This is a genomic window from Frigoribacterium sp. Leaf44, assembly GCF_001421865.1.
Classification (GTDB): domain Bacteria; phylum Actinomycetota; class Actinomycetes; order Actinomycetales; family Microbacteriaceae; genus Frigoribacterium.
This window is the reverse complement of sequence record NZ_LMLG01000001.1, coordinates 664645-671850: the sequence shown is the minus strand read 5'-3', so window position 1 is coordinate 671850 and position 7206 is coordinate 664645. Positions and strand designations below refer to the sequence as shown.

The window sequence follows — 7206 nt, the reverse complement described above, 5'->3', positions numbered from 1 at the left end:
CCCGGGTCGACCCCGCCGTGACGAGCGACACCGACGGCCTGTTCTCCCTGGGAGACGACGAGGTCTTCTCCGCCGCCGCCGGCACCCACGGCCACCCGCACGCCGTCCTCGGCGCCCACCCCCGCGGCGGCCGCACCGCCGTCCGCGTCGTCCGACCGCTGGCCGAGACGGTCACCGTGACCGGCGCCTCCGGGGCGTCGTTCGCGCTCGAGCACGTGGCCCACGGCCTCTGGCAGGGCGTCACGAGCGAGCCCGTCGGCGCGTACACGATCGAGGCGACCTACGAAGGAGGCGCGGCGTGGGTCTCCGACGACCCCTACCGTTTCGCCCCCACCGTCACCGAGTTCGACCTGTACCTCTTCGGCGAGGGCCGCCACGAGCAGCTCTGGAAGATGCTCGGCAGCCACGTGCGCGAGCACGAGGGCGTGACCGGTACCTCGTTCGCCGTCTGGGCGCCGCACGCCCGTGCCGTCCGCGTGAAGGGCGACCTCAACGGCTGGGACGGCGAGCGGCACGCCATGCGCCGCCTCGACGGCAACGGCGTCTGGGAGCTCTTCGTGCCCGGCGTGACGGACGGCATCTACAAGTACGAGGTGCTCACCCCCGACGACGTCTGGGTCGAGCGCGCCGACCCCATGGCGCGCACCTCCGAGGTGCCGCCGCTCACCGGCTCGGTGATCACCAAGGCCGCCCACGCCTGGTCCGACGACGCCTGGATGGCCTCCCGCGCCGAGAACGACGTCCACGCCGGCCCGATGAGTGTCTACGAACTGCACGTCGGCTCGTGGCGCCCCGGGCTGAACTACCGCGAACTGGCCGACCAGCTGATCGAGTACGTCGGCGAGCTCGGCTTCACCCACGTCGAGTTCATGCCGCTCGCCGAGCACCCCTTCGGTGGCTCGTGGGGCTACCAGGTCACCGGTTACTACGCCGTGACCAGCCGTTTCGGCAGCCCCGACGACCTGCGGTACCTGATCGACCGGCTGCACCAGGCCGGCATCGGCGTGATCATGGACTGGGTGCCCGGGCACTTCCCGAAGGACGAGTGGGCCCTCGCGAAGTTCGACGGCCGCGCCGTCTACGAGCACTCCGACCCGCGCCGCGGCGAACAACCCGACTGGGGCACGCTGGTCTTCAACTTCGGCGACTCGCAGGTGCGCAACTTCCTCGTCTCGAACGCGCTCTACTGGCTCGAGGAGTTCCACATCGACGGGCTGCGCGTCGACGCCGTGGCCTCGATGCTCTACCTCGACTACAGCCGCAACGAGGGCGAATGGCTGCCGAACGAGTTCGGCGGACGCGAGAACCTCGAAGCCATCAGCTTCTTGCAAGAGGCGAACGCCACGGCCTACAAGCGCCACCCGGGCATCGTCATGATCGCCGAAGAGAGCACCAGCTGGCCCGGCGTCACCCGCCCGACCAGCGAGGGCGGCCTCGGATTCGGCCTCAAGTGGAACATGGGCTGGATGCACGACACCCTCGGCTACGTCGCGGAGGACCCGCTCTACCGCTCGCACCACCACGGCGAGATCACCTTCTCGTTCGTGTACGCGTTCAGCGAGAACTTCATGCTGCCGATCAGCCACGACGAGGTCGTGCACGGCAAGGGGTCCCTGCTCAACAAGATGCCTGGCGACGAGTGGCAGAAGCTCGCCAACGTGCGGGCCTACCTCGCGTACATGTGGGGCCACCCCGGCAAGCAGCTGCTCTTCATGGGCAGCGAGTTCGGGCAGCCCGGCGAGTGGAGCGAAGAACGAGGGCTCGACTGGTGGATCCTCGACCAGCCCGCCCACCAGGGGCTCCACGGCCTGGTGGCCCGCCTCAACGAGGTCTACCGCGACGAGCCCGCTCTCTGGGCGCACGACTTCGACACCGACGGCTTCGAGTGGATCGACGGCGGTGCCGCGCAGCACAGCGTCGTGGCCTTCATGCGCAAGTCCGGCTCGGGCGAGTCGATCGCCGTCCTGGCGAACTTCTCCGGTGAGCCGGTGCGCATGCGCTTCGGTCTGCCCGAGGCCGGTCGCTGGGACGAGATCCTCAACACCGACGCCGAGGTCTACGGCGGTTCGGGTGTCGGCAACTTCGGCGGCGTCACCGCGACCGACGACCCCTGGGCCGGACGCCCCGCCGCGGCCGACGTGCAGTTGCCGCCGCTCGGCGTCGTCTGGCTCAAGCTGCGCCGCTGAGCCACGGCCCCTCCACGACGGAACCCCCGCCACCCTTCCGGGTCGCGGGGGTTCCGTCGTCCACGAAGGAGGCGCGGCTCAGTACAGCAGCATCGCCAGACGACGGCGGGCGGTCGCCACCCGGGGGTCGTCCACCCCGACGATCTCGAAGTACTCCAGGAGGCGAGCCCGGGCCGCGTCACGGCCCTCGGGGTCGAGCGACGGGAAGACGGTCAGCACGCGGTCGAAGGCGTCGTCGATGTGGCCGCCGCTGAGGTCGAGGTCGGCCACGTCGAGCTGGGCGTCGAGATCGGTGGGGGCGGCGGCGGCCGCCGCACGGACGTCGGCCAGCGACGCGCCCTGCAGCCGCTCGAGCAGCGAGACCTGGGCGAGACCGGCCACGGCCAGCTGGTCACGAGGGTCTTGGGCGATGGCGGTCTTGTAGGCCGTGATCGCCGCGGCGTAGTCGCCCCGGTCGATCGCGTCGTAGGCGTCCTGGTGGTGCGGGGGCAAGGGCTCGGGCGTGGGCTCGACCTCGTCGGCCTCACCCACCGGGGCGCCGTCGACGACCGCGGTGCCCGTCACGCCGTTCTGCGCGGCGAGCTCGAGCACCTGCTCGAAGACGTCGCGCACCTGGGCCTCGGGCAGGGCTCCGACGAAGAGCTGCACGGGTCGGCCGCCGATCACCGCGGCGACCGCGGGGATCGACTGGGCCTGGAAGGCCTGCGTCAGCTGGGGGTTCGCGTCGACGTCGACCTTGACGAGCAGCAGGCGGCCCGCGTACTCGCCGACCAGCTTGTCGAGGACCGGCGAGAGCTGCTTGCACGGGCCGCACCACTCCGCCCAGAGGTCGACGATCACCGGGACGGTGTTGCTGATCTCGAGGACCTGCGTGAAGGTGGCGTCGGTCGCGTCGAGCACGAGGCCCGGCACCGCGACCTGACCGGCGGCCGGGGCCGGGGCGCCACCCGCGCCTCCTGCGGTCGCGCCGTCGACGGGCGAGCCGTCCGACGGGCCGGCCGGGGCCGGGGCCGGGGCCGGGGGGCGGTTGACGAGCGACGAGAGGTCGACGGCGCCGCGGAGACCTGCGGGAACGGGGGGAAGGTTGGTCATGGCAGCTCCTTGGCAGAGGTGAGGGCCTGGCTGAAACCGAGCAGGACGATCGGGTCGTCGCTGCCGACGGGCGGGACGGAGAACAAGAGTTCGACACCGTAGGTCGCCTCGATGCCCTTCGACGACTCGTCGAGGCCCAGCAGGGTCTTGACGGTGCCCTCGGGGTTGACCTTGGCGCCGGTGGCCGTCGGCTTGACGGTCTCGATCTCGTTCAACGCGACCGAGACGATGGCGCCGGCGTCGTTGGTGGCGAACGCGACCGGGGTCTCGTCGTCGGCCTGCGACGTGTAGTCGATCGACGCGGTGGTCGGCAGGGCCGCCCGCTTGGCGTCCTTGTAGGCCTTGCCGATCTTCTCACGAAGGCTGTCGCCGTCGGTCTGGAACTGGGCGGCGTACTGGCTCTCGTCGCCGTTGCGCAGGATGTCGCCGTAGGCCTCGGCCAGCTGGTCGGGCTGCAGCTTGAGCAGCTTGACGTCGGGCGAGAGCCGGGCGGCGCCGATCGACGCGGGGGCGACCGTCAACGGGGTCTGCGTCTGCAGGCTGACGGCGTACTCGACCTTGTACGGGTCTCGGGCGGTCTCTTGTTCGAGCGTGAGGGCGACGGGTGCGACGCTCGTGTCGGCGTCCTGCACGACGACGAACGCCGACCGTGGCCACGAATCGGCCTGCTGGGGCAACGTGAGCGTGACGGTGCCGGTCGGGATGGCCAGGGGGGCGGCGGCCGCGGCGTCCTTGGAACGGATCGTGTAGTTGGCCTGGCGCTGTTCGAGCGCCGGACCCGTGAAGCGGGTGGCCGCGAGATCGGCGTTCAGCGAGGCGTCCGCCTCGGTCGCGGTGGCCGAGATGCGTTGGACGATCCTCTTCGCCTGGGCGACGCTGATCACGGGGGGCTGCAGCGCCGTGCCCTGGTCACCGGACTCCGTGCCGTCGGTCGAGGTGGGCGTCGGCGTCGGCGTGGCCGAGTCGGAACCGGCCGCCGGCGCCTGCTGGGGCCAGTAGTCGGCGGTGCAGGCCGACAGGGCGAGCGACGAGACGAGCACGATCGGTGCCACGGCGACGAGACGACGGATGCCGCGGGCACGACCACGTCCGGGGGCGAGCGTCTCGGTGCCGGCGGCGTCGAGCGCCTTGACCGCCTTGCGGCCGGCCCGACGCGACAGACGGGGTCGCTTGCCGTCGCCCGAGCGCCGGCGCGGGCCGCGCGTGCGTCGGTGGTGCAGGATCGCCCAGACGTACAGGCCGATGCCGATCAACAGGACCACGAGGCCGCCGACGATCAGCGGGCCGGCCAGCGGCGTCGCGGTCGAGAGCGGCCAGGTGATGCGGACGTCGGCCGGGGCCGGCTGCGTGCCGTCCGAGACGATGACGAGCGAGACGTCGTCGGGCGCGTCGAGCGAGAAGGTGAGGTCGCTGCCGGTGAACTGGTCGAACCAGAGGTCGGAGTCGGTCGGGTCGGGGACCTCGGTGGTGTCGCCGGCGACCGTGCGGCTGGCGAGCTCGCCGGTGGTCTGGTCGTACTCGACCTCGTTGTAGCTCGCGTCACCCACCCAGCCGAGCACGTCGGACGTGCGGCCGTAGGCGGCGAAGGCGGTGTCGCCACCCGAGACCGACACCGTCTGACGCCCGTCGTGGCCATGCAGTGCCGAGGCCGGGACGACCGTCACGGTCGCGTCGGAGTCGCTGGTGTCGACCTGGGACGACACGCTCGGAGGGGGCGCGAAGACGGTGCGTTGGGCGAAGCCCAACGCCACCATCACCGCCGCCAGGACGACGACGACGACTGCGACGATGAAACGCACGTTTCTCTCCCTCCGAGCCACCATCCCGGTCGGGGCGCCAGGAACCGTCGTGGTCGACGACGGGCCTCGCACGAGCCTGGCCAGGAGGCCGGGCGCGGCAGCAGAATTTAAGACGGCTCAGCGTATCCGACGAGGCTGAGAGGCGCCTAACCCGTCGGTCGGCGTCCGTCGAGGGCATCCCACTAGCATCGTGTCGCGGGCCGCGCTCCCCTGGCCCGAACCCTGCACCGAAGGAGACACCGTGGCCGCTGACGAAGCCGATTTCGGCATCGAACTCCGGGGCTATCGCAAGGACGAGGTCGACCGCGTGCTCGGCGACCTGCGGCGCGAGCTCATCAAGGCCAACGCCGACCGGGCCGACCGGGCGAGCGAGGTCGCGTTCCTCCAGCAACGGGTGGACGAGATCCGTGCCGAGCTCGAAGAGGCCGGCACCCCGACGTACTCGGGCCTCGGCAGCAAGCTCGAGCAGACCCTGCGTCTGGCCGAACAGCAGTCCACCCTCTTGATCAGCCAGGCCGACATCGACGCCGAGGCCCTGCGCTCGTCCTCCACGGCCGAGGCGAAGCGCCTGGTCGACGACGCCACCGAACGGGCCGCGGCCGTGCTCGACGACGCCCGGGGCCGTGCCGCGGCGCAGGTCGCCGAGTCGACCGCCGACGCCGACCGCCTCGTCGCGCGCGCCAAGGCCGAGGCGCGCGATCTGCTGCAAGAGGCTCAGCGCGACGCCATCTCGATCCGCGGTTCGGCGGCCACCGAGGCCGCCCAGAACGTCTCGACGGCGCGACGCGAGGCAGCAGCGCTTCGGGCCGAGGTCGAGCACGAGGTCGCCGAGCAGCGGGCCGCCGTCGCCCGCGACCTCGCCGAGGCCCGCGACGAAGCCGAGACGCTCGCCGCCGACACTCGCGAGGCCCGAGCCGTCTTCGAGAGCGATTCCGAGCGCCAGCGCGCCGACCTCGACCGCGAGGGCGTCACGGTCCGCGCCGAACTGGCCCGGCTCGACGAGACCACTCGTTCCGACCTCGACGCCGAGGTCGGCGCCCGCCGCGCCGAACTCGAGCGCGAGATCACAGCCGCCCGCGCCGATCTGGCCGACGACGTCGCGGCCCAGCGCGCCGAACTCGAGCGCGACGTCGCCGCGGCCCGAGCCGAGCTCGCCCACGAGGTCGCCGAGACCAGGGCGCTCCTCGCCCGAGACGTCGACGCCACCCGTGCCGACCTCACCGACGAGGTCGAGTCCACCCGGGTCGAACTCGAACGCGAGATCGCCACCGGTCGCGACCGCCTCGCGGCCGAGATCGGACAGGCCCGAGCCGAACTCGAGAAAGAGGTGGCCGACGCCCGCACCGAGCTCGACCGAGAGACCCGGCGTCGCCGTGACGAGCTCGACCTCGCCGAGACCACGTCACGGGAGCGCATCGAGCGCGTCACGGTCGAGACCGACGAGCGCCTCACCCGCGAGAGCGAGGCGCAGGCCGACCGACTCGCCCGCGAGGACGCCGACCGTCGGGCCGGCCTCGCGTCCGAGATCGAGCAGGCCCGCGCCGAGCTCGCCGCCGAGACCGCCGAGGCCCGCGCCGCCCTGGCGGACGAGACCGAGGCGCAGCGCGCCCGACTGGCCGCGGACGACATCCGGGTCCGTGCCGGGCTCGAGGCCGACCGCGAGCGGGCCACGGCCGACCTGCGTCGCGACGTCGACCAGGGACGAGCCGACCTCGAGGTCGAGCTGCTCGCCCGTCGCGACGAGGCCGAGGTCGAGCTCACGCAGCGACACCAGCAAGCCGTCGCCGAGACCCAAGAACTGCTCGACTCGGCGGCCGAGCAGCTCGCCGGGGCCACCCGTCGTGCCTCCGAGGTGCGACGCGAGGCCGACGAGCTCGAGCGCAGCGCGAACGAGTACGCACGCACGACGCGGACGGATGCCGACGAGACGGCTCACGAGGTACTCACCAACGCCGACGAACGCTCGCGGTCGATCCTGGCCGATGCTCAGCAGCGGGCCGACGACCTCATCGGCGACGCCGAAGAGCGCCTGGCCGAGATCACGCGCGAACGCGACGCCGTCGCCGACTACTTCGAGAACCTGCGTGGCATGATCGGACAAGTCGGCGGCGGTACGCCAGAGTAGGGCG

General features: G+C 72.0%; 4 protein-coding genes. 2 read left to right on the top strand and 2 right to left on the bottom strand.

All coding sequences use genetic code 11. The annotated features are described in order from the left end of the window. Positions 1–17 precede the first annotated feature (17 nt). Entirely contained in the window at positions 18–2186 is a 2169-nt protein-coding gene (glgB, locus tag ASE87_RS03125) for a 1,4-alpha-glucan branching protein GlgB (protein ID WP_056226815.1), read from the top strand. Between the two features lie 78 nt (positions 2187–2264). On the opposite strand, the gene ASE87_RS03120 is transcribed toward glgB, so the two are convergent. Together ASE87_RS03120 and ASE87_RS03115 are read right to left on the bottom strand one after the other, a co-directional pair. Then, positions 2265–3278, bottom strand: a complete 1014-nt coding sequence (locus ASE87_RS03120) for a tetratricopeptide repeat protein (RefSeq protein ID WP_056225819.1) — start codon at positions 3276–3278, stop codon at positions 2265–2267. After that, positions 3275–5077 carry a hypothetical protein gene (locus ASE87_RS03115; protein WP_056225817.1) on the bottom strand — a complete coding sequence of 601 codons (1803 nt, stop codon included), beginning with the start codon at positions 5075–5077 and terminating at the stop codon, positions 3275–3277. The genes ASE87_RS03120 and ASE87_RS03115 overlap by 4 nt, the downstream gene beginning before the upstream one ends. 241 nt (positions 5078–5318) lie before the next feature. Between ASE87_RS03115 and ASE87_RS03110 the strand changes: the two genes are divergently transcribed. Continuing rightward, a complete protein-coding gene (locus tag ASE87_RS03110) occupies positions 5319–7202 on the top strand; it encodes a hypothetical protein (protein WP_157489656.1) in 1884 nt (627 codons plus the stop codon). Positions 7203–7206: the final 4 nt, after the last annotated feature.